The organism is Amycolatopsis sp. NPDC114484 (assembly GCF_055633755.1).
This window is the reverse complement of the sequence record NZ_JBVKDQ010000012.1, coordinates 101106-120018: the sequence shown is the minus strand read 5'-3', so window position 1 is coordinate 120018 and position 18913 is coordinate 101106. Positions and strand designations below refer to the sequence as shown.

Sequence of the window (18913 nt, the reverse complement as noted above, 5' to 3'; positions counted from 1 at the left end):
CTTGATGAGTGGGGCGGGGGATCGTGGCGGACGTAGGTTCCCGCTTGGAAGGTCGACATGGTCACCACAGTTCCGCCCGCTTTCACCGCCCCGGACGGATGGCGCGTCAGCCACGGTTGGGGGTTCCGGGTGATCGCGTTCGCGTTCGCCGCGTGCCTCGCGTTTTCCACCGTGCCCACCCCGCTGTACGCGCTTTACCAGCAGCGGGACGGGTTTCCGACGTTCCTGGTCACTGTCATCTTCGCGGCGTACGCGGTCGGCGTGATGGCCAGCCTCTACCTCGCCGGGCACGTCAGCGACTGGCTCGGCCGTCGCCGCGTGATCCTCGCTTCGGTGCTCGCCGAGGTGCTGTCCGCGGTCTTGTTCCTGCTCTGGCCGGAGGTCCCGGGCCTGCTGATCGCGCGGTTCGTGTGCGGCGTGGGCATCGGCGCGCTGACCGCCACCGCCACCGCGCACCTGTCGGAACTGCGCGCGGTGACCCGTCCGGACCAGGATCTCGGCCGCTCCGGCCTGATCGCCACCGTGGTGAACATGGGCGGGCTCGGGCTCGGCCCGCTGGTCGGCGGAGTCTTCGCGCAGTACATCGACGGCCCGCTGACCAGCACGTTCGTCGTGTTTCTGATCGTGCTGCTGGTCGCCGCGTTCGCGGTGTGCCTGGTGCCGGAGACCGTTGAACGGCGCGAGGAGCGTCCGGCTTACCGGCCGCAGCGGGTGTCGCTGCCCGCCGGGGCGCGGCCGGCGTTCGTCGGCGCGGCGATCGGGGTGTTCGCCGCGTTCGCGATCACCGGGCTGTTCATGTCGCTCGCGCCGACGCTGCTCGCCGAAGGGCTGCACCAGCACAGCCGGATGCTCGCCGGGGTCACCGCGGGCTCGATGCTGGGCGCGGCGGCGGTGGCGCAGGTGGTCTTCGCATCGATGGCGCCGCGGGCACAGCTGCGGCTCGGGTTCGTGGTGATGCCGGTCGGGTTGGCGGTGCTGTCGGTCGCTGCGCTGCTGCCGTCGCTGGCGTTGTTCCTCGCCGGGTCGGTGCTCGCCGGGAGCGGGATGGGGCTCGGGTTCCGCGCCTCGGTCGGGACGGTGGCGGCGCTGGCCGATCCGATGTCCCGGGGCGAGGTGCTGGCGGGGATCTTCCTGGCGGCTTACGCCGGGCTGGTGGTGCCGGTGCTGCTGGTCGGCATGACGCTGCTGTGGGTGCCGAGCCCGCTCGCGCTGGTCGGGTTCTCGGCCGCGGAGCTGGTTCTGCTGGGGTTCTCCGCGTGGCGAGTGCTGCGGACCGCTTGAGCGGCTTCGACGGTCCGGCCGCCGGAAGCCCGTGAAGGGCCCCTTGCGGGAACCAGATTCCCGCAAGGGGCCCTTCACAGACAGCGGGTGGTGGCGGCTCGGGTCAGGCGACTTCGGTGGACCGGCTGCGGGCGGCGCGGGCGCTCCACCGACCGTCGTGCCGGTCCACGCGGATCGGGTGGCCGAACGCCCGGCTGATGCTCGCCGTGGTCACCGCCTGTTCGATCGGCCCGGACGACACCACCGAACCGTCCGCGATCAGCAGCGCGTGCGTCGTCGTCTCCGGCAGCTCCTCCAGATGATGGGTGACCACGATCGAGGCGAGCCGGGGATGGGTCCGGGTGAGCAGGTCGATCGTTTCGAGCAACTGCTCGCGGGCCGCGACGTCCAGGCCGGTGGACGGTTCGTCGAGCAGCAGCAGCCGGGGATCGCTGATCAGCGCGCGGGCGATCAGGGCGCGGCCGCGTTCGCCCTGGGACAGCGTCGGCCAGCGTTCGGCGGCCTTGCCGTCGAGGCCCAGCAACCCGATGAGCTCGTCGGCCTGCGCGAGTTGCGCGGAGGTGGGCTGCCAGCGGGGCGGCGTGTCGATGCTTCCGGTGACACCGGTCAGCACGACTTCCCGGATGGTGAGCGGCGAACGCAGCGGATGCCGCGGGTCGACGTGCCCGATGCTGCGGCGCAGCGCTTGCAGTTCGACTCGGCCCAGCCGCCCGCCGAGGACGTCGACGGTGCCGGTGGTCGGATGCGTGACCGCGCCGCAGAAACCGAGGATCGTGCTCTTGCCCGCGCCGTTCGGGCCGAGCAGCGCCCAGTGTTCGCCCGCCCGTACGGTCAGGTTCACGCCGTGCAGGATTTCCTTGCCCTGCCTGCGGAACACGACGTCGGTCAGCTGCAGCACGACCTCGCTCACGAAAGCGCCTCCTTCAAGGCAGTCAGGTGCGCCCGGCTCAGTTCCGCGGCGGCGGACGCGTCTTTGTCCGCGATCGCGTCGACGAGCGCCAGATGCGCGGCTTGGTCCTCCTCCGGCGCGGTGATCGGCCTGGCGCGCAGCATGTCCGTCATCGCGCGGTGAACGCGCGGCACGAAACTGTCGAACAATTCGATCAGCACGTCGTTGTGCGCGGCGACGAGCACCGTGCGGTGGAACGCGGTGTCGGTGTCCACCAGGAACTCGACGTCCGGGTCGCCGAGCGCGCGGGCGGCGAGCGCGCGGCGGATCGCGCGCAGGTCGGCCGGCGTCCGCCGGTGCGCGGCGAGGGCGGCGGCTTCCGATTCGATGGCGATGCGCGCCTCGAGCACCGCGCCGATGGTGGCGCGCCGCAGCACCGCGTCCCAATCCTCGGCGACGTCCAGCGCGGTCACGAAAACGCCGGAGCCCTGGCGGGAATCGAGCACGCCTTTGCCCGCCAATTCGCGGATCGCTTCGCGCAGCGTCGAACGGCCGACGCCCAGTTGCGCGGCCAAAGTCGTTTCCCCGGGCAATTTGTGGCCGAGCGGCCATTCGCCGGCGCGAATGCGTCCCAGGAGGACTTCGGCGGCCTGTGCGGCGAGCGGGTGCCGGTGCACGAGAGGGGGCATCGGAGGGCTTTCTGGTCGGGCGGCGCTACGGGAGCGAGGCTACTGCGGGACATTCTTCCGGCGGGGTGTCTAGTGTGGAGCGTCACTAGTCTACTTGTCTGAGGAGTAGGCGATTTTCTGACCCGTTCGGGTGGTTACGGTGTTTCGATTGCCGGATTTCGCCCGCGCCGGGTAAGGATCGGCCGCATGCGTGCCAGGAAAATGGCCGTCGTCGGCGGAGCTCTCGCCGCGGCGGTGTGTGCGGTGGCGTTCGTGGCCGGTCCGGGCGCGAGCGCCGCTCCGTTGCCCGGCGGTCTGGGCCCGTGCGTCGGCGACGCCTGCCCGGGCAAGTACCCGCCGGTCAACAACGGGTCGTTCGCGGGACGGGACAACGGCATCAACGTCTTCGCCGGCGGCGATTTCCGGGTGCGCGAAGCGGCGGCCGAGGCGGAGGGCCGGGTCGTCGTGCTCGGCGGCTTCGACATGGCGAAGCGGCCCGGTGTCTCCTCGATCTACAACGTCGGCGTCGTGGGCGTCGGCTCGCGGGTGCCCCCGCCGGACGGAGGGGACTTCCTGACCACCGGCACGGACGTCACCATCGCGCCGAACCAGCGGCTGCTCGCCGAGGGCGGCGTCGTGCGGTACGGCGGCACCGTCACCGGAACCGTGGTCGGCACGCTGAAGCAGGACCCGAACGCGGCGGACCAGTACAAGCAGCTCCGGCCGCAGCTGCAGGAGGCCAGCACCTGCTACGGCAAGTCCGCGGCGACCGGGACGGCGAAGAACGAGGGCTACCGGACGCTGTTCACCGGCGACGGCAAGTCCGCGCTGCAGGTGTTCAACGTCGATTTCGACCTCACCGGCCCCGGCGGCGGCATGCAGGGCATCGAGTTCGCCGGCATCCCGGCGGGCGCGACCGTCCTGGTCAACCTCGTCGGCGGCAACCGGGTGATCAACACCTACACCGGCGACCTCGCCGACCAGGACCCGATCAACCGCCTGCGCGAGAAGCTGCTGTGGAACTTCCCGGACGCGTCGAAGGTCAAGATCGCCGGGCAGGCGCAGTTCCAGGGCAGCGTGCTGGTCGGCAACCCGTCCAGCGACACGACGGTCACCGCCTCGGGCACGAACGGCCGGTTCTTCACCGCGGGCAACCTGCTGCACACGTCCGACGGCGCGGCGGGCGGGCAGGAGTTCCACGCCTATCCGTTCACCGGGGACCTGCCGGACTGCACGACCCCGACGACGACGCCCACGACGTCGACCAGCACGACGTCGACCAGCACGACCACCTCCGGCACCACCACCTCCAGCACGACGACGTCGACCGAGCCGACGAGTTCGACCAGCACCACCACGTCGAGCACGGAACCGACCAGTTCGACCACGACCAGCACGTCGAGCACGGAGCCGACGTCCAGCACCACGTCGACCTCCTCCACGACGACTGAGCCGACGAGCACCACGTCGTCCAGCGCGACGTCGTCGAGCGCCACCTCGACCACGCCGACCAGTTCGACGACCTCCAGCTCCGCCACGTCGACCGGCCCGTCGGAGACGTCCTCCTCGACCGCGCCGACGTCGTCTTCGTCCAGCGCGACGTCCTCGAGCTCGCAGCCGACGTCCTCGGCCGGCAGCACCAGCCCGACGACGTCCAGTTCGTCCTCGGAGGCCCCGGCCCCGATCACGACCACGAGCGACAACTCCGGCGGGGTGGGGCCCGGAACCGGCCCGTCGGACCAGGGCCCGCTCGCGTCGACCGGCGCGGACATCCGCGGCTACCTGATCGGCGGCGGCGCGTTGCTGTTCATCGGCGGTGCGCTGGTGACGGCAGTGGCGGTGCGCCGCAAGCGCTCCTGACATAGGCCGTGAAGGGCCCTTGAGGGAACCTGATTCCCCCAAGGGCCCTTCACGGCGTTCGCCTATCGGGCGGCGGGCGTGCGGGACGCGCGGTATTCGGCGGCCCGGGCCTCGTAGGCGCGGAGTTCTTCTTCCCGGTCCGGCACGTCGTGCTGGCCGTCGTCCGGTTGGTCGGCGAAGAAACCCCTCAGTGCTTCGTTCGCGTCGGCGGCGAGCTGTCCGGTGCGGGCGAACATCGCGGTTTCGTAGCGGGTCAACGCGGCTTCGACGGTCGGCTCCTCGTGCAGCGCGTGCGCCAATTCCGCGCCGTCCAGCAGTGCCAGGTTCGCACCGTGCCCGCCGAACGGGGCCATCGCGTGCGCGGCGTCCCCGAGCACGGTGATGCCCGGGACGCGCTCCCAGGTCAGGGGAGCGGGCAGCGCGGTGAACGCGCGCGCCACGTAGTCGCCGTCGTTGTCGGTCAGCAGCGGACGCACTGTCTCGCCCCAGTCGCGGAACTCGCGCAGCAGGAACTCCTGTACTGAGGCGCGGTCGGCAAGGTCGACGCCTTCCCGCGTCGCCCAGTCCTCTTCGGCCCGGAAGGCCACGTAACCGCGAATCACTCCGTTGCTGTTGCGCTGCACGATCACTGCCCGGCCAGCGCCGTCGGCGGTGAACAGCTGCCCGTTGCCGACCAAGGCCGCGATACCGGGGTGCCGGGTCTCGACGTCGTCGAACCGGACGTCCAGAAAGGACACTCCGAGGTAGTCCGGCATCACGTCGGTGAGCCGGCGGCGCACCTTCGACCAGGTGCCGTCCGCGCCGATCACGACGTCTGCGTCCACTGTGGATCCATTGGCGAAATTCAAGCGGTGGACGCCGTTTTCGGTCGTCAGATCGGTGAGCTTGTGTCCCCAGTGGACGGTGCCGGGCGCGAGCTGGTCGTACAGCATGGTGCGCAGCTGGCCGCGGTCGATTTCCGGGGCGGCGGTGTCGTCGTCGGCGGGGGTGAACTCCTTCAGCAAGGTGCCGTGGTGGTCGCGTCTGGTCATGGCTTGGCCCTCGACGCGGGCCAGTGCGTGGAAGGCGGGCAGCAGCCCGGCGTCTTCCAGGGCGATCTGCCCGCTGTCGGCGTGCAGATCGAGCGTGCCGCCGGGGTCTCGTGAATCCACGGCGGTGTCGGCGTCGTAGACGGTCGCGGCGATGCCGTGCCGGTGCAGGACGTGCGCGGCGAGCAGCCCGCCCGGGCCGCCGCCGACGATCGCGATGCGCGGTGTCTCTTCCATGGTCTTCCCCTCTCGTGCCGGTGTGGTCTGCACCGAGCATAAGTGAAACCATGCAAAAAGTGCAACCGTACAACTTAGTGAGTCATTGCACGTTGCTACGGCTGTTTCGCCTCCAGTCCGGCGAGCACGATCCCGAGGGCGTATTCGAAGCTGTCCCCGACGGTGCTCCCGGCCGCCTGGCGCTCCCGCATTCCCCGCGCCATCAGCGGGAACGGGATGCTCTCGATGGTCGCGTCCAGATCGTCCGGCCAGGCCTGGTCCTCGACCGCGCGGCCGAGGACGAAGTGGACGAACACCCCGGCGCACCGGGTCGCGTCGGCCAGCGGGAACCCGGCACGGTGCAGCACGTCCACTGCTCGCTCGGCGAATTCGCCCAGCGAGCGGGCGATCCGGAGGTCGGCGCCCAGTGCGATGCGGGCGCCGTCTCGATGGCCGAGGAGGGCGGTGTGCAGGGCGATGCCTGCCTGCTCCAGCCACGGCAGCCATGGGGTGTCCAGCGGGGGAAGGTTGTCCAGGGCCGGGGTGACGAGGGCGTCGGCGAGGTGGTCGAGCAGGGCCCGTTTGCTGCTGAAATGCCAGTACAGCGCGGGTGCCTTGACGTTGAGTTCGGTGGCGAGGCGGCGCACGGTCAGCTTGTCGAGGCCGTCGGCGTCGACAAGGGCGAGTGCGGTCCGGACCGCGGCGGGGATCTCGATCGGCAAAGCGGTTGCCTCCTTAACTAGTTCAGGGCAGTCTAGTCTTTAACAAGTTAAGGAGAGTCATGGACGCAGACGTACTGGTCGTCGGAGCTGGTCCGGTCGGCCTGTTCCTCGCCGCCGAACTCCGGCTCGGCGGCGTCCGGCCGCTGGTGGTGGAGCGGCTCGCGCAGCCCTCGCCGGAGCGGAAGGCGCGCGGCATCGGCGTGCTCGCGACGGAGGCGCTGGCCCGGCGCGGTCTCGGGCCGCAGCTGGCGGCGGCGAACGAGGAGGGGATGCGTGATTTCGCCCGCGACCACGGCAGTTCGCTCGGCCACTTCGCGAACATCCACAAGCTCTTGCCGGACGAGGACCGCCCGCGCACGCACATCTGGCAGCCGGGGCTGGAACGGCTGCTCGCCGGACACGCGGACGCGCTCGGCGTTCCCGTGCGGCGGGCTCATCGGGTGACCGCGATCGAGTCCGATGCAGACGGTGTGACGGCGATTGCCGAGACACCGCAGGGAGAACAGCGGATCACCGCGGCTTACCTGGTGGGTTGCGACGGCGGCCGGGGGAAGGTCCGGAGTCTCGCCGGGTTCGGCTTCCCGGGCACGCCGCCGTTGTTGCGGACGCTCGCGGGCCAGGTCCGGTTCGACGGGCCGGTGCCGCCCGGCGGACGGTACCCCGGCGGGACGTTCATGCACGGCGGAAACATGGCTGGCGTCACCGAATTCGCCCGCGACGGCGAGCCCGACGGTCCGGTCGCTCCGGCGGAGCTGGCGGCAGCGATCCGGCGGGTGACCGGCGAGGACGTCACCGTGACGGAGGTGCGCGATTCCCGCCGGTTCGCCGACCAGGCGCGCCAGGCCGACGACTACCGGCGCGGCCGGGTTCTGCTCGCGGGCGACGCCGCGCACGTGCACTCGCCGAGCGGCGGGCAAGGGCTCAACCTCGGCCTGCTGGACGCGGCGAACCTCGGCTGGAAGCTGGCCGCGGTCGTGCGCGGGGAAATGCCGGATATGTTGCTGGACAGCTACTTCCGCGAACGTGGCCCGGTCGGCGCGGCGGTGTTGCGCAATACGCGGGCGCAGTCGGCGTTGCTCGCGCCGGGGCCGCACGTCGACGCGCTACGGGAGATCGTCGGCGAGCTGATGGATCTGCCGCAGGCGAACCGGTACTTCTCGGACCTGCTGTCCGGGGTGGCGGAGCGGTACGAATTCCCTTACCCCGCTGAGGAACCAGTCGGGCTGCACAGTCCGGAAAGGTCCTTTGTGGACGATGACGGCCGGGGCGCGAAGCTGTCGGAGCACACTCGCACCGGACGGGGTGTGCTGGTGCTCGATCCGGAGAGCCGCGATCTCGCCGCGCTGGCGGCAAAGCGGGTCGAGGTGGTGCCGGTGACGAACACCGAATCGTTCCTGGTGCGCCCGGACGGGGTCATCGCCTGGGCCGGGGGAGAAGCCGAGTTGAAGATCGCGCTGGACACCTGGTTCGGCTAGGCGTTCGCGCGGCTCCGCCACAGCAGCCAGCCGAAATACGGTGCCCCGATCAGCGCGGTCACCAGGCCTGCCGCGATCTGGGTCGGTGCGAGGACCGTGCGTCCCACCGTGTCCGCGACGCACACCAGCACCGCGCCGAGCGCGGCAGCCACCGGCAGGGATCGCGAGTGCTGGGAACCCACCAACGCCCGCGCGGCGTGCGGGGCGACGAGGCCCACGAAACCCAGCGCGCCCACAGCGCACGCGGCTGCGGCGGTGAGCACCGCGGCGAGCGCGGCGAACGCGAGGCGAGACCGGTCCAGCGGGACGCCGAGCACGCGCGGCACGTCCTCGCCGAGCGAGACCAGGTCGAGCGTGCGCGCGCTGGACAGGGCGATCGGCAGTGCGACGACCAGGCACAACAGCACCGGCAGGACCTGGCTGAACTCCCGGCCGTAGGTCGACCCGGCGAGCCAAGTGAGCGCGAGGTGCGCGTTCCACGGCGAGGTGAGCACCACGACGAGCGTCGTGATCGCCTGCGCGCCCGCGCTGACGCCGATGCCGACCAGCACCAGCCGGTCCGACGACAGCCCCCGCCCGGTCGAACCGCGGCCGGTGGCGAGCCAGTGCACGAGGGCGAACGTCGCGAACGCGGCGACGGTCGCCGCGCCCATCGTCGGCCAGATTCCGATGCCGGGCACCAAAAGCACGACGCTGATCGCGCCGACGCTCGCGCCGGGCGTCACGCCGAGCAGGCTCGGTTCGGCCAGCGGGTTGCGGCAGATCGCCTGCACCAGCGAGCCCGCGACGGCCAGCGCCGCCCCGCCGAGCAGTGCGGCGAGCATCCGCGGCCAGCGCAGGTCGAGCGCGAAGGACACCTCGGTGCCGGACACCCCGCGCAGCCAGTTCAGAACGTCGCCGAGCAGCACGATCCGGTCGCCCAGCAGGAGCGCGGCGATTACCGCGCCGACGAGCGCGACCGCCAGCACGACGCCGGTCCCGGCTACCCAGCGGCGGGAGCGGACGGTGCCGTGCGTCCCGCGCGCGGACGGTGTTCCGGAGGGTTGCCGTCGTGCCAGCCAGACGAGCACGGTCGCGCCGGCGAGGGTCGTCACGACACCGGTCGGCACCGAAACCGCTTTGTCCGCCGGGACGAGTGCCCGCAGCAGGACGTCGGCGGCCACGACGACCAGCGCCCCGGTCAGCCCGGCGAGCGGCAGCAACAGCGGATGTTTGCCGAGCCCGGGCACCCGGTTCGCCAGCAGCCGGGCGATCACCGGCGCGCACAGGCCGACGAACCCGATCGGCCCGGCGACGGTCACCGCGACCGCCGAAAGCAGCACCGCCACGACGACGGCGAAAGTGCGGGTACGGCGCACGTCGATGCCCAGCACGCGCGCGTGGTCGTCGCCGAGGCCGAGCACGTCGAGCCGGTGCGCGAGCAGGAGCGTGGCCAGGACGCCGATCGCGATCACCGGCGCGGCGAGGGAAACCTGCCGCAGTCCGGATTGGACAGTCGTGCCGCTGCCCCAGCCGTACAGGCCCGCGGTCCGCTCCTGGAACAACATCAGCAGCACCGACGTGAGCGCGGTCAGCGCCAGTGCGATCGCGGACCCGGCGAGCACGAGCCGGGCCGCTCCGCCGCTGCTGCTGCGAGCGACGAGCAGTACCAGCCCGGCAGCCGCGAGGCCGCCGATGAAAGCGACGATTCCGTTGACATAGAAGGGAAGCGAGATCCCGAAAGCCGCGACGCCGACCACCGAAACATAAGCACCGGCGTTGACCGCGAGCGTGTCCGGCGAGGTGAGCGGGTTCCGCGCCACCGATTGCAGTACGCAGCCCGCGAATCCGAGCGCCAGCCCCACCAGCAGCGCCGCGGCCAGCCGGGGGAGCCGGCTGGCCACGAGCACTGCCACCGCCTGGCTGCGCGCGTCGTCGTCCGTGCCAGGGAAAACTGCGCGCAGAAGTTCGCCGAGCCCGACGTGCGACGTGCCTTGCAGCAGGTGCACGGCGGACAGGACGAGCAGCGCGACGATTCCGCTGAGGAAGACGACGGACGCCGTGAGCCTCGGTACGCGCGGCCGGGCGGGTGCGGGGGCTGGTGCGGTCATCGGATCAGCGCGTCAGAGCGCCGGTGAGCGCGTCCACGTAGGCGATCGCCGACTTGGGGCCGCCGAACATCCAGATGCCGTCCGGGATCCGGTGCAGCTTCCCGGCCTTGACGAACGGTAGCTGCTTCCACACCGCGTTGCCCGCGAGGTCCTGGGTGAAGACGTCGGATTCGGCGGCGTTGGCGGCGTAGACGAAGGACGTGGCCGGATCGGTGATCTTGGTCAGGCCCTCGACGTCGGTGGGGGCGAGGCCGTAGACCTTGTCGCCCTCGCCGGTCCATTGGTTCGAGGCGCCGAGCTGGTCGGCGACGCTGCCGAGGAACGAGCCCTTCGTGTACATCCGGACGGTGACCGTGCCGGAGGTCGAGTAGCCGTCGGTCATGACGAACTTGGCCCCGGACTTGCCCGCGTCGGCCAGCTTCTTCTTGCCCTCGGAGACCTTGGTGTCGAATTCGGCGAGCAGCTTGCGGCCCTGCTCCTGCGTCCCGGTGGCCTCGGACAGCGTGGTCACGGTCTTGCGCAGATAGCCGATCGGGTCGGCCGAATCGGAACCGCGCAGCGTGAGCACCTTCGCCTGCTTCGAGAGCTGCGCGATGACGTTCTCCGGCAGGTCCGTGGTGGTGACCACGAGATCCGGGTGCAGCGCGGCGATCGCGTCGAGGCTCGGCTCGCCGCGGGTGCCGACGTCCGGAGTGGACGCCGCGAGCGGCATCACCTTGTCGTAAGTGTTGTAGCCCTTGACGTCCGCCGCGCCGATCGGCTTCACGCCCAGCGCCAGCAGGTTCTCGGTGAGGCCCCATTCCAGCGACACGATCTTGGCGGCGGGCGCGGGCAGGTCGACCTTGCCGCGCTCGTCGGTCAGGTGGACCGGACCGGACGGCTTCGCGGCGGCGGGCGCGTCCCCGGCGGCGGGGGCCTCGGTGGTGCCGCACGCGGCGAGCGCGACCGTGGCGAGCACGGCCGCCGCGGTCGTCAGGACCGTCCTGCGGGCAGGACGGGAGAACACACTGGACACGGGGTTTTCCTTTGAACTCGGGGACGGGTCAAGCTGAGCGGACCGGGCGCGGCCGGGAGGTGTGCCGTCCGACCGGGCGCGTGCGGACGTGCCCCTCGTCGTCGACGTGGACGTCGATGCGCAGGCCGTAGACGTCGCTGAGCAGTTCGGCGCTCAGCACGTCGGCCGGGCGGCCGGTCGCGCGGACGGAGCCGCGGCACAGCAGCACCACCTCGTCGGCGACGGCGGCGGCCTGGTCGAGGTCGTGCAGCACGACGCCGACCGCGACGCCGTGCTCGTCGGCGAGGTCGCGGACGAGGTCCAGCGTTTCGATCTGGTAGCGCAGGTCGAGGAAGGTGGTCGGCTCGTCGAGCAGGACGACGCCGGTGTCCTGGGCGAAGCAGGTGGCCAGCCAGACACGCTGCAGTTCGCCGCCGGACAGCTCGTCCACCGGGCGCTCGGCCATCCCGTCGACGCCGGTGTGCCGCATGGCGCGCTCGACCAGCTCCGGTCCCTCGGGGTCGCCGGAGCCGAAGCGGCCGCGGTAGGGGTGACGGCCGTAGGAGACGACGTCGCGCACGCGCACGCCGCCGGGCGTGGGCCGCGACTGGGTCAGCAGCGTGACGTGGCGGGCGAATTCCTTGGGGGACAAGGCGAGCGCGTCCTGTCCGGCCAGGGTGACGTCGCCCGCGGTCAGCGGGTGCAGCCGGGCGAGCGAGCGCAGGAGCGTCGACTTGCCGGAGCCGTTGGGCCCGACCAGGACGGTGACCGCGCCCGCGCGCAGGACGATCTCGGCGTCCTGGACCACCGGCTCGGCGCCGTAGCCGAGCGCGAGCCCGGTGCCGGCGAGCGCCGGTGCTTCCGGCCAGGAGTGACTCATGAAGGTTAGCCTAACCTGATCGAGTGAAATTCCGAAAGCGGGCACAGCGGCGGTGTCGGACGTCACGGGCGTTTTGTACCGGGCGGGCCCGCCAGGATGTGAAACGCCTTTGCCGCGTGCCGTCGCCGCTCTAGCTTCTGATCGGGTCAGAGGTTTTCGGATTTCCGGGTGACGAGGGGAGCCGGTGCGTGGCCACGGGCGAACTCGCGACGACGACGCTGCCGGTCGGGGCAGGCTGGCTCGGGTCCCGCATCGGCGAGCGCACGGCGCGGGGCGTGGCCGGCACGGTGTCCGGCCTGATCCGCGAAGGGGAGGTGCCGCCCGGCACGAGGCTGCCCACCGTGCGGGCGCTGGCCGCCGAGCTTTCGGTGAGCCCCACGACGATCGCCGAGGCGTGGTCGCAGCTGCGCGCGGCCGGGTTGATCGGCACGGGCAGGCGGCGCGGCACGATAGTGCTGGAACCGCCGTCGAGCCCGCCGCCGGAGCGGGCGTTTTCCGGCTGGCAGACGGTCGATCTGGAACACGGCCTGCCGGATCCGGGACTGCTGCCGCCGCTGGAGGACGCCGTCGCGGCGGGTGTCCACACGGAACGGTTCGGCGGTCCGGTCAAGAACTCGATCACGCCGCAGTTGCGCGCCGCGGTGAAGCCGACGTGGCCGTTCGCCGCCGAATCGTGGACGGTCGCGGCCGGCGGGCAGGACGGGATGGCGCTCGCCTGCCAGGCGGTCGCGCGGCCGGGCGACGTGCTCGCGCTGGAAGCGCCGACCACGCCGTGGCTGCGCGAATTGCTGCGCCGGTCGCGGATTCACGTGGTGCCGGTGCGGTGCGACGAGAACGGGCCGCTGCCGTCCTCGCTGGCGGCGGCGCTGGAGCACCGCCCGGTCGCGTTCGTCTACCAGCCGCGCGCGCAGTCGCCGCTCGGGCATTCCGTTCCGGCGGACCGGCTCGCGGAACTCGCCGCCGTACTGTCCGAAGAGGACACCACGGTGATCGAGGACGACGATTTCGGGCCGTTGGCTTCGGCCCCGTCGTTGAGCCTCGGCACGCACCTGCCCGGCCGGGTATTGCTGGTGCGGTCGTATTGCACGGCGTTCGGGCTTGAATTGCGCAGTTGCGTGATCGGTGGTTCGGCGGTGCTGGTGGAGCGGGTGCGGCAGCAGCGCGGGCCGGGTTCGGTGTGGTCGAGCCGGATCCTTCAGGACGCGCAGGCTTTTCTGCTGACCGACCCCGGCAGCGCGGAACTGCTGAACCGGGCCCGGCACCGGTACGCGCAGCGGCGGTCGGCGCTGACGGAAGCGTTGCGGGAGCACGGGATTGCGGTGCGGGCTCGGGACGGGCTGACGTTGTGGGTGCCGGTGCCGGAGGAGTCGCGGACGTTGATGACGCTGGCGGCTAACGGGGTTTCCGCCGGGTCGGGTACTCGCGCGGGCAATCCGGGGACCCCGCATATCCGGATAGCGACCGGGCAGTTGCCGGATGATCCGGCGTTGGTGGCCGACCTGGCGCGGATGATCGCCCGGGCCGCTCGGCGGCCTTGATGTCTGTTTTGGACAACGCCGCTTGGGCGTCGCTGACTGGTCCGCACGCTGGGTTCGCGGAGCGGGTCGGGCAAGCCGTGCGCTACCCGGTCGATGTTTCGGTCTTTCTGGCAGTGCCCGACGAGCCGTCCGAAGGGGTGTGGGACGACATCGCCGCGCTCGCCGGTCCGGGTGCGGTGGTGCCGGTTCTCGCCCAGGCGGGGCCGCCCCCGCCGGATTGGGAGCCGCTGGAGAAGATGGCCGGGGTCCAGCTGGTGGACGCCGGGGTCGATGCCGCGCCCGATCCGGAGGCGGTCCGGCTGACGATCGCGGACGTGCCGGAGATGCTCGATCTGGTCGCCCGCACGAAGCCCGGCCCGTTCTTGCCGCGCACTGTTCTGCTCGGGACGTATCTCGGCATCCGGCACCATGGCGCGCTCGTCGCGATGGCGGGGGAGCGGCTGCACCCGCCGGGGTGGACGGAGATCAGCGCGGTGTGCACGGATCCGGCTTATCGCGATCGGGGTCTCGCCGGGCGGTTGGTGCGTGCGGTGGCCGCCGGGATCCGGGACCGGGGCGAGACGCCGTTCATGCACGCGGCGGCGGCGAATGCGAACGCGATCCGGCGGTACGAGGGGATGGGGTTTCGGCTGCGGCGGAGGAATTCGTTCGGCCGGGTGCGCATTCCGGAGGACTGGCGGGCGGCGGCTTGACTCAGCTTCCGGTCCCGGTCCGGTAGTGCTCTCCTTGCTGGGGCAGGGCAAGACAGAACGGGTGCCCGGCGGGGTCCGCGTAGACGCGGAACAACGGCGCGCGGTCCACTGGCCGCGCGCCCAGCGCCATGATCTGGCGCTCCGCCTCGTCGAGGTCGGCCACCTCGACATCGAGGCGCATCTGCTGCGGGTTGCGCGGGTTCGGCCAGGCCGGAGGGAGATAGCCGGCGACCTGCTGGAAACCGATGCGCGGTTCGCGGCCGGACGCCGCGCCGATCGACACCCAGCCCTCCTCGTCTTCGACCCGGTGCGTGTCCAGCAAGGCCTCGTAGAACGCAGCGAGGTTCCGCGGCTCCGGGCAATCGACGACCAGGGCGAGCCAGTGTCCGATCATCTGCCCAGTCTGGCAGGTCTCCGGCGGGCCGGAGACCTGCCACGCGTTCAGGAATCGCTCAACGGCAGGCCCGGCGGATTGACGTCCGCCTTCTTCACCGCTTCGTTCTCCAACCCGTACGCGGCGAGCCATTTGGCGTACTGGCCGTGCTGGATCAGGTAGTCGATCGCGGCGGCCACCGGCTTCACGAGACCACTGTCCTTTTTGGTCGTCGCGGCGATCAGCCCCTGCAAACTGGCCCCGGCCCCGGAATACTTGCCCGCGCCGCGGGTCGGGTTCGGAGTCTTCGCGGTCTGCGCGGCGTGGTAGGCGATGCCCGGGTTCGGCGCGAAGTACGCGTCGATCCGGCCGGACGCCAGCGCCAGATAAGTACTGTTCTTGTCCGCGAAATTGCGTACGTCGAGTTTCTTGCCCTCGGCGGTCAGCTTCCGCTGCCATTCCCGGAGGATTTTCTCCTGGTTGGTCCCGCTGTCGACGGCGACGGTCTTCCCTGCCAGGCTCTCGTAATTCCCGTCGAAGGCCCACGTGTTCGCGCGGTTCGTCTCGAAACCGAGGTTGTCCTCGCGGTAGGCGGCGAAGTCGAAGCCTTGCTGTTTGCGCTGTTCGGTCACCGTGATGTTCGAGAACCCGGCGTCGAACTGGCCGCTTTGCAGGCGTACGAACAGGTTCTGCCACGACGCGTTCTGCACGTCCGGCTCCAGCCCGAGCACCGCGGCGACGAGACGGCCGAGGTCGGGTTCGGCTCCGGTGAGGGTGCGCTGGTCGGTGCCGACGTAGGCCAGCGGCGGGAATCCCGACGGCAGCGCGCCGACGCCGATCGTCAGCTTGCCCCGGTCGAGAAACTTCTTCGGCAGTTGCGCGCGGATCTCGGCGACGACGGGCACGGTCAGCGAAACCGGGTGCGCGTCCGCGGTGTTCGCGGCGACGGAAACGGTGTGCGGGCCGTTCGCGCTGGTCGACGCCTGGGTGCTGCCGCCGCACGCGCCGGCGAGCAGCGCGATCGCGGCGAGGACGGGCAGGATCGTGCGGGTTTTCATGCGTGCTCCGGGGTTTCGAGGCGGGCGACCTTCCCGAGGAAGGCTCGGGTCCGGTCGTGGCTGGGGCGGTCGAGGACAGCCGACGGCGGTCCTTCTTCGATGACGCGGCCTTCGTCGAGGAAGACGACGTGGTCGGCGATCTCGCGGGCGAAGCCGATCTCGTGCGTCACCACGATCATCGTCGTGCCGGAGCGGGCCAGCTCCCGGATCACTGCCAGCACTTCGCCGACCAGTTCCGGGTCGAGCGCGGACGTCGGTTCGTCGAGCAGGATCAGCCGCGGTTCGAGCGCGAGCGCCCTCGCGATGGCGACCCGCTGCTGCTGACCTCCGGACAGTTGCCGCGGGTACGCCCCGGCCCTGTCTTCAAGGCCCACGCGGGCAAGCAATTCCTTCGCCCGCGTCTCCGCTTCGCCGCGGGCCAGCCGTTGCGTGACGATCGGCGCCTCCACGATGTTGTCGAGGATCGTGAGGTGCGGGAAGAGGTTGAAATTCTGGAATACAAAACCGATCCGGGAACGCTGGCGAAGAATCGCGCGCTCGCTCAGCTCCTTGAACCGGTCGCCGTGCACGCGCACGCCGACGAGTTCGCCGTCGATGCTGACGTAGCCGCTGTCAAGGCGTTCCAGATGGTTGATCGTCCGCAGCAAAGTCGATTTCCCGGAACCGGACGGCCCCAGCACCACAGTCACCTGTCCGCCAGGCGCGGTCAGGTCGATTCCGTCCAGCACCCGGATTCCGTCGTATGTCTTGACCGCACTGCGAACGCGGACCTCGGCGCTCATCGGGCCACCCCCAGCGTGCGCAACCGGGCGCGGAACCGCTGGAACGGCGTCGGCGGAACGGTGCGCAGTGCGCCACGGGAAAAGAAGCGCTCGACGTAATACTGGAGCACTGACAGGACGCTGGTGAGGATGATGTACCAGACCGTGCCGACGAGCAGCAGCGGAATGATCTGTCCGCTGTTGGTGCTGGCCTGGGTTTCGACCACGCCGAACAGTTCGAGCAGCGACGTGATGTAGACGACCGAAGTGCCTTTGAGCAGGCCGATCAGCTGGTTCGCGTAGGCGGGCACGATCGCGCGGGTGGCCTGCGGCAGGATGATCCGCCGGTATTGCCGGGATCGCGGAAGCCCGAGCGCGGCCGCCGCTTCGAGCTGGCCCTGGTCCACCGAAAGCACGCCAGCGCGCACGATTTCCGCGGCGTACGCGGCTTCGTTCAAGCTCAGGCCGAGCACTGCGACGACGAAGAAACTCAGCACGTCGGTGGCGCTGAAGCTGAAAAACGACGGGCCGAACGGGATTCCGAGGCTGAGCGTGCTGTACAGCGCGGTCACGTTGGCGAGGAACAGCAGCAGCACGATCAGCGGGATCGAGCGGAAGATCCACACGTACGCCCACGAAACCGCTTGGAGCAGCGGGTTTTTCGACAGCCGCAGCAAGGCGAGCACGATCCCGCCGACGAGCCCGAACACCGCGGCGAGGCCGGTCAGCTCAAGGGTGAGCAGCAACCCGTCGAGGATCACCGGGCGGAAGAACCAATAGCCGAAGACGTCCCACTGGAACACCGGATTGGTGATCAGGGCATGCGCCAATTGGGCGAGCAGCACGAGCACGACCGCCGCGGCCACCCAGCGGCCAGGACGGCGCAACGGGGCGACTTTCTTCGCGGCCAGCTCGCGCAGCCGCGGTTCACCGGGCGGTTCGGGACCTGCGGACGGCACCGGCACGGCGCGCAGCGTCGGAGGAGAACTCACAGTGGCTCCTGGGGATCGCGGAGAGGGCGATCGCCACTGTGACCCGCGGGGTTCCCGGCTGTCGAGCGTCCTCTTGGGACTCCCACATGGTGAGCGCGGTGGTACGGAGGGAGGTTTTGTACCGGCTTTGTTACTGACTGTCCACTGTGGACTATCGAAGCAGATGCCGCTCCAGGAACGGGTTCCGGAACTTGCCCGCCGGGTCCAGTTCGGCCGCCAGCTTCCGGAACTGCCGCACCCCGGGGTGATCCAGGTCCAACGCCGCGCCGTGGAACAGCTTCCCCCAATGGGCACGAACTCCGAAGGGAGCCAGCTTCTCCTCGATCAACGGCAGCACGGCTTCCACCTCCGGCTGGCGCTGCTGCCAGGTGAAATGCATCGCCACCCGATCGCCGCCATACGCGGGACTCAGCCAGAGTTCGTCACCGGCGACGGTGCGGATTTCCGACACCACCAGCAGCGGTGCGATCCGGTCGCCGATGCTACGCAACGCTTCGAACGCGGCAGCCGCGTGCGCGCGCGGCACGAAGTACTCGCTCTGCAATTCCGTGCCGACGCTCGGCGCGAATTCCAGCCGGAAATGCGGCAGCCGGTCGTACCACGGTCCGGGAACTCCGCCTTGCACCGTGGTGTTTTCCGCCGAGATTCCCGCTGCGTGGGCGGGGTGGCGCGGACCGTCGGCGGGGAGTGCGCCGAACAGCTCATCGGGGATCTCGGCCGGGACGCGGTTCTTCAGCAGGACTTGGTCGACGACGTCGCGCGCCCAGTTCGTGAACAGGCTGACGCTGTAGCCCGCCGCTTGGATTTCGTCGAAGTGGTTCAGCGCGGCGGACCACGGGAGAGCGTCGAAAACGTCTTGGCGCACCGAGAAAGCCGGCTCCAGATCGAGAGTGAGCCGGGTGAGGACGCCGAGCGCGCCGACGTTCACCACTACGCCGGGGAACTCGGCGTCGGCGAGGGAGAAGGTGCGCAGGGAGCCGTCCGCGGTGAGGAGTTCGACTGCGGACACCGCTGAGGCCAGGCCGGGCAGTCGCTCTCCGGAGCCGTGGGTGCCGGTCGCGACGCTGCCGGCCACGGTGATGTGCGGGAGTGACGCCAGGTTGGCCAGGGCGTACCCGGCCTCGTGCACTCGCGCGACCACGTCGCCGTAGCGGGTCGCGCCGCCGATGGTGAGCGTCTCGGCGGTGATTTCCGGTGCGATGGCGACCGCGGAGAGATCCAGTTGGACGCCGTCCGGGCTGTCGGCGACCGTGTTGAAGCTGTGCCTGCTGCCGAGCGCCTTGACCCGGGCCGCGCCGGCGACGAGTTCCCGCGCTTCGGAAAGGGTGCGCGGGGCGAGGATCTCGCGGGCGCGGTAGGTGAGATTGCCAGCCCAGTTTTCGATCACGAACGCCGA

At 70.6% G+C, this 18913-nt stretch carries 17 protein-coding genes; 5 read left to right on the top strand and 12 right to left on the bottom strand.

What is annotated here, in order from left to right:
* Positions 1-57 precede the first annotated feature (57 nt).
* Positions 58-1281, top strand: coding sequence for an MFS transporter (locus tag ACZ7SW_RS27480; protein ID WP_470233241.1), 1224 nt, complete (start codon positions 58-60; stop codon positions 1279-1281).
* A gap of 103 nt (positions 1282-1384) precedes the next feature.
* Here the strand turns inward: ACZ7SW_RS27480 and ACZ7SW_RS27475 are convergent, their stop codons facing one another.
* Both ACZ7SW_RS27475 and ACZ7SW_RS27470 read right to left on the bottom strand, forming a co-directional pair.
* Positions 1385-2191 carry an ABC transporter ATP-binding protein gene (locus ACZ7SW_RS27475; RefSeq protein WP_470233240.1) on the bottom strand — a complete coding sequence of 269 codons (807 nt, stop codon included), beginning with the start codon at positions 2189-2191 and terminating at the stop codon, positions 1385-1387.
* Entirely contained in the window at positions 2188-2859 is a 672-nt protein-coding gene (locus tag ACZ7SW_RS27470; protein WP_470233239.1) for a FadR/GntR family transcriptional regulator, read from the bottom strand. Before ACZ7SW_RS27470 ends, ACZ7SW_RS27475 begins: the two co-directional genes overlap by 4 nt.
* 186 nt (positions 2860-3045) lie before the next feature.
* On the opposite strand from ACZ7SW_RS27470, the gene ACZ7SW_RS27465 reads away from it, so the two are divergent.
* The gene (locus ACZ7SW_RS27465; protein ID WP_470233238.1) at positions 3046-4698 is read left to right on the top strand and encodes a choice-of-anchor A family protein; all 1653 of its coding nucleotides are present in this window, start codon (positions 3046-3048) and stop codon (positions 4696-4698) included.
* A gap of 62 nt (positions 4699-4760) precedes the next feature.
* Here the strand turns inward: ACZ7SW_RS27465 and ACZ7SW_RS27460 are convergent, their stop codons facing one another.
* Positions 4761-5963, bottom strand: a complete 1203-nt coding sequence (locus tag ACZ7SW_RS27460) for an FAD-dependent oxidoreductase (protein WP_470233237.1) — start codon at positions 5961-5963, stop codon at positions 4761-4763.
* Positions 5964-6058: 95 nt separating this feature from the next.
* Positions 6059-6664, bottom strand: coding sequence for a TetR/AcrR family transcriptional regulator C-terminal domain-containing protein (locus ACZ7SW_RS27455; protein WP_470233236.1), 606 nt, complete (start codon positions 6662-6664; stop codon positions 6059-6061).
* A gap of 59 nt (positions 6665-6723) precedes the next feature.
* On the opposite strand from ACZ7SW_RS27455, the gene ACZ7SW_RS27450 reads away from it, so the two are divergent.
* Positions 6724-8139, top strand: a complete 1416-nt coding sequence (locus ACZ7SW_RS27450; protein ID WP_470233235.1) for an FAD-dependent monooxygenase — start codon at positions 6724-6726, stop codon at positions 8137-8139.
* On the opposite strand, the gene ACZ7SW_RS27445 is transcribed toward ACZ7SW_RS27450, so the two are convergent.
* The 3 genes from ACZ7SW_RS27445 to ACZ7SW_RS27435 are packed head-to-tail and all read right to left on the bottom strand — an operon-like array spanning position 8136 to position 12103.
* Entirely contained in the window at positions 8136-10229 is a 2094-nt protein-coding gene (locus tag ACZ7SW_RS27445; RefSeq protein WP_470233234.1) for an iron ABC transporter permease, read from the bottom strand. The genes ACZ7SW_RS27450 and ACZ7SW_RS27445 overlap by 4 nt on opposite strands.
* Positions 10230-10233: 4 nt before the next feature.
* Positions 10234-11244: an ABC transporter substrate-binding protein gene (locus tag ACZ7SW_RS27440; RefSeq protein WP_470233233.1), complete on the bottom strand. Its 1011-nt coding sequence runs from the start codon at positions 11242-11244 to the stop codon at positions 10234-10236.
* A 28-nt stretch (positions 11245-11272) separates the two neighbouring features.
* A complete protein-coding gene (locus ACZ7SW_RS27435; RefSeq protein ID WP_470233232.1) occupies positions 11273-12103 on the bottom strand; it encodes an ABC transporter ATP-binding protein in 831 nt (276 codons plus the stop codon).
* 188 nt (positions 12104-12291) lie between these two features.
* Here ACZ7SW_RS27435 and ACZ7SW_RS27430 point away from each other — a divergent pair, with 188 nt between their 5' ends.
* Together ACZ7SW_RS27430 and ACZ7SW_RS27425 are read left to right on the top strand one after the other, a co-directional pair.
* Entirely contained in the window at positions 12292-13641 is a 1350-nt protein-coding gene (locus ACZ7SW_RS27430) for an aminotransferase class I/II-fold pyridoxal phosphate-dependent enzyme (protein ID WP_470233231.1), read from the top strand.
* The gene (locus tag ACZ7SW_RS27425) at positions 13638-14333 is read left to right on the top strand and encodes a GNAT family N-acetyltransferase (RefSeq protein ID WP_470233230.1); all 696 of its coding nucleotides are present in this window, start codon (positions 13638-13640) and stop codon (positions 14331-14333) included. Before ACZ7SW_RS27430 ends, ACZ7SW_RS27425 begins: the two co-directional genes overlap by 4 nt.
* A gap of 1 nt (position 14334) precedes the next feature.
* Here ACZ7SW_RS27425 and ACZ7SW_RS27420 read toward each other — a convergent pair whose 3' ends face one another.
* The 5 genes from ACZ7SW_RS27420 to ACZ7SW_RS27400 all read right to left on the bottom strand — a co-directional run bounded on the left by ACZ7SW_RS27420 (position 14335) and on the right by ACZ7SW_RS27400 (position 18904).
* Complete coding sequence (locus ACZ7SW_RS27420; RefSeq protein WP_470233229.1) at positions 14335-14727, bottom strand: VOC family protein; 393 nt, start codon at positions 14725-14727, stop codon at positions 14335-14337.
* A 47-nt stretch (positions 14728-14774) separates the two neighbouring features.
* Positions 14775-15764 (bottom strand): transporter substrate-binding domain-containing protein, encoded by a 990-nt coding sequence (locus tag ACZ7SW_RS27415; protein ID WP_470233228.1) that lies wholly within the window; start codon positions 15762-15764, stop codon positions 14775-14777.
* Positions 15761-16546 (bottom strand): amino acid ABC transporter ATP-binding protein, encoded by a 786-nt coding sequence (locus ACZ7SW_RS27410; protein ID WP_470233227.1) that lies wholly within the window; start codon positions 16544-16546, stop codon positions 15761-15763. Before ACZ7SW_RS27410 ends, ACZ7SW_RS27415 begins: the two co-directional genes overlap by 4 nt.
* Complete coding sequence (locus tag ACZ7SW_RS27405; protein WP_470233226.1) at positions 16543-17517, bottom strand: amino acid ABC transporter permease; 975 nt, start codon at positions 17515-17517, stop codon at positions 16543-16545. The genes ACZ7SW_RS27410 and ACZ7SW_RS27405 overlap by 4 nt, the downstream gene beginning before the upstream one ends.
* 151 nt (positions 17518-17668) lie before the next feature.
* Positions 17669-18904: an FAD-binding protein gene (locus tag ACZ7SW_RS27400; RefSeq protein ID WP_470233225.1), complete on the bottom strand. Its 1236-nt coding sequence runs from the start codon at positions 18902-18904 to the stop codon at positions 17669-17671.
* Positions 18905-18913: the final 9 nt, after the last annotated feature.

Excerpts from the sequence above, each read along its gene's own strand:
- ACZ7SW_RS27410 (WP_470233227.1), bottom strand. The coding sequence starts at position 16,546 with ATGAGCGCCGAGGTCCGCGTTCGCAGTGCGGTCAAGACATACGACGGA.
- ACZ7SW_RS27415 (WP_470233228.1), bottom strand. The coding sequence starts at position 15,764 with ATGAAAACCCGCACGATCCTGCCCGTCCTCGCCGCGATCGCGCTGCTC.
- ACZ7SW_RS27460 (WP_470233237.1), bottom strand. The coding sequence starts at position 5,963 with ATGGAAGAGACACCGCGCATCGCGATCGTCGGCGGCGGCCCGGGCGGG.
- ACZ7SW_RS27450 (WP_470233235.1), top strand. The coding sequence starts at position 6,724 with ATGGACGCAGACGTACTGGTCGTCGGAGCTGGTCCGGTCGGCCTGTTC.
- ACZ7SW_RS27465 (WP_470233238.1), top strand. The coding sequence starts at position 3,046 with ATGCGTGCCAGGAAAATGGCCGTCGTCGGCGGAGCTCTCGCCGCGGCG.
- ACZ7SW_RS27470 (WP_470233239.1), bottom strand. The coding sequence starts at position 2,859 with ATGCCCCCTCTCGTGCACCGGCACCCGCTCGCCGCACAGGCCGCCGAA.
- ACZ7SW_RS27420 (WP_470233229.1), bottom strand. The coding sequence starts at position 14,727 with ATGATCGGACACTGGCTCGCCCTGGTCGTCGATTGCCCGGAGCCGCGG.
- ACZ7SW_RS27435 (WP_470233232.1), bottom strand. The coding sequence starts at position 12,103 with ATGAGTCACTCCTGGCCGGAAGCACCGGCGCTCGCCGGCACCGGGCTC.
- ACZ7SW_RS27480 (WP_470233241.1), top strand. The coding sequence starts at position 58 with ATGGTCACCACAGTTCCGCCCGCTTTCACCGCCCCGGACGGATGGCGC.
- ACZ7SW_RS27445 (WP_470233234.1), bottom strand. The coding sequence starts at position 10,229 with ATGACCGCACCAGCCCCCGCACCCGCCCGGCCGCGCGTACCGAGGCTC.